The sequence below is a fragment of the Bacteroides caecigallinarum genome, from assembly GCF_016902295.1.
Lineage (GTDB): Bacteria > Bacteroidota > Bacteroidia > Bacteroidales > Bacteroidaceae > Phocaeicola > Phocaeicola caecigallinarum_A.
Genome location: NZ_JACJLQ010000119.1, coordinates 1 through 894, shown reverse-complemented (window position 1 = coordinate 894; position 894 = coordinate 1). Strand labels below are relative to the sequence as shown.

Here is an 894-nt window from a genome sequence, read left to right as displayed (position 1 = left end):
CACTTGAGGTGCTAAAGTCATTAATCCTTTTATGCCAGTAAGCCATGTTTTGCCTCAGTGACTCAGATCGTTTTTTCCTTTACCCTTATCCGACTGATATGCGAAAGAGTTTTTACTCTCTGAGCGGAATCGTGACAGAGAAAATGGGTAAGGATGTACAGGAAGGCGATGCATTTATATTTATCAATAAATCATTGACCAACATGAAAATACTCCATGCCGAATACGGTGGGCTGGTGATATATAATATGAGACTTGAGAGTGGAACTTTCCGTTTGTCTGATATTGACTGTGAAGACTCTTCCGCTTCACTCTCCATCAACTGGTCAGAATTGACATTGATAGTGCATGGTATATCACCTTCAGAGACGAAAAGAGCACCACGCTGGTCTCCTAAAAAGGAGTGATCGTATAGTAAAATAATGTTCAAATCCTTCTGTATGTCAGGTGTTTTTCGTACCTTTACAGTAAATAAAAGATACGGAAAATGGCAGAAGATCCAAATTTTAAAATAGCACTTGAGGCAGTCCTTCGTGACCGTGATGACCTGTACCGACGTCTTATGCAGGCAGAAAGGAAGCTTAAAGAAATGTCTGACCTGCAGGCCATGAAAGACTCATACGAAGCCAGGCTGTCAGAGAAAGACAAAATCATTGAAGCTAAGGATAAAGCCATTGAATCCAAGGACAATCGTATTGCATCGTTGGAACGTAAACTGGAGTATCTTCAGAGGAAAGTCTGGGGAGCAATGTCTGAAAAGAGAAAACTCCCTGATGACCCAAACCAATTGAAACTTGACTTCGACAAGATGGATATGACTCCAGAGGAGGAAGAGGCAGCCCGCCAGGCCATAAAAGAGGTAAGCGAGTATAAGCGGATTAAGGTCAGGGAACA

Annotated in this window: 2 protein-coding genes; both read left to right on the top strand. The window is 42.1% G+C overall.

What is annotated here, in order from left to right; translation table 11 throughout:
- Positions 1-44 precede the first annotated feature (44 nt).
- Positions 45-407 carry an IS66 family insertion sequence element accessory protein TnpB gene (gene tnpB, locus H6A27_RS14425; protein WP_204394713.1) on the top strand — a complete coding sequence of 121 codons (363 nt, stop codon included), beginning with the start codon at positions 45-47 and terminating at the stop codon, positions 405-407.
- A gap of 80 nt (positions 408-487) precedes the next feature.
- Positions 488-894 (top strand): IS66 family transposase (locus H6A27_RS14420; RefSeq protein ID WP_477005007.1); only part of this gene is annotated, 407 nt, incomplete at its 3' end.

Bases quoted from the DNA above. Each gene is read 5' to 3' on its own strand.
- tnpB (WP_204394713.1), top strand. From the start codon at position 45: ATGTTTTGCCTCAGTGACTCAGATCGTTTTTTCCTTTACCCTTATCCG.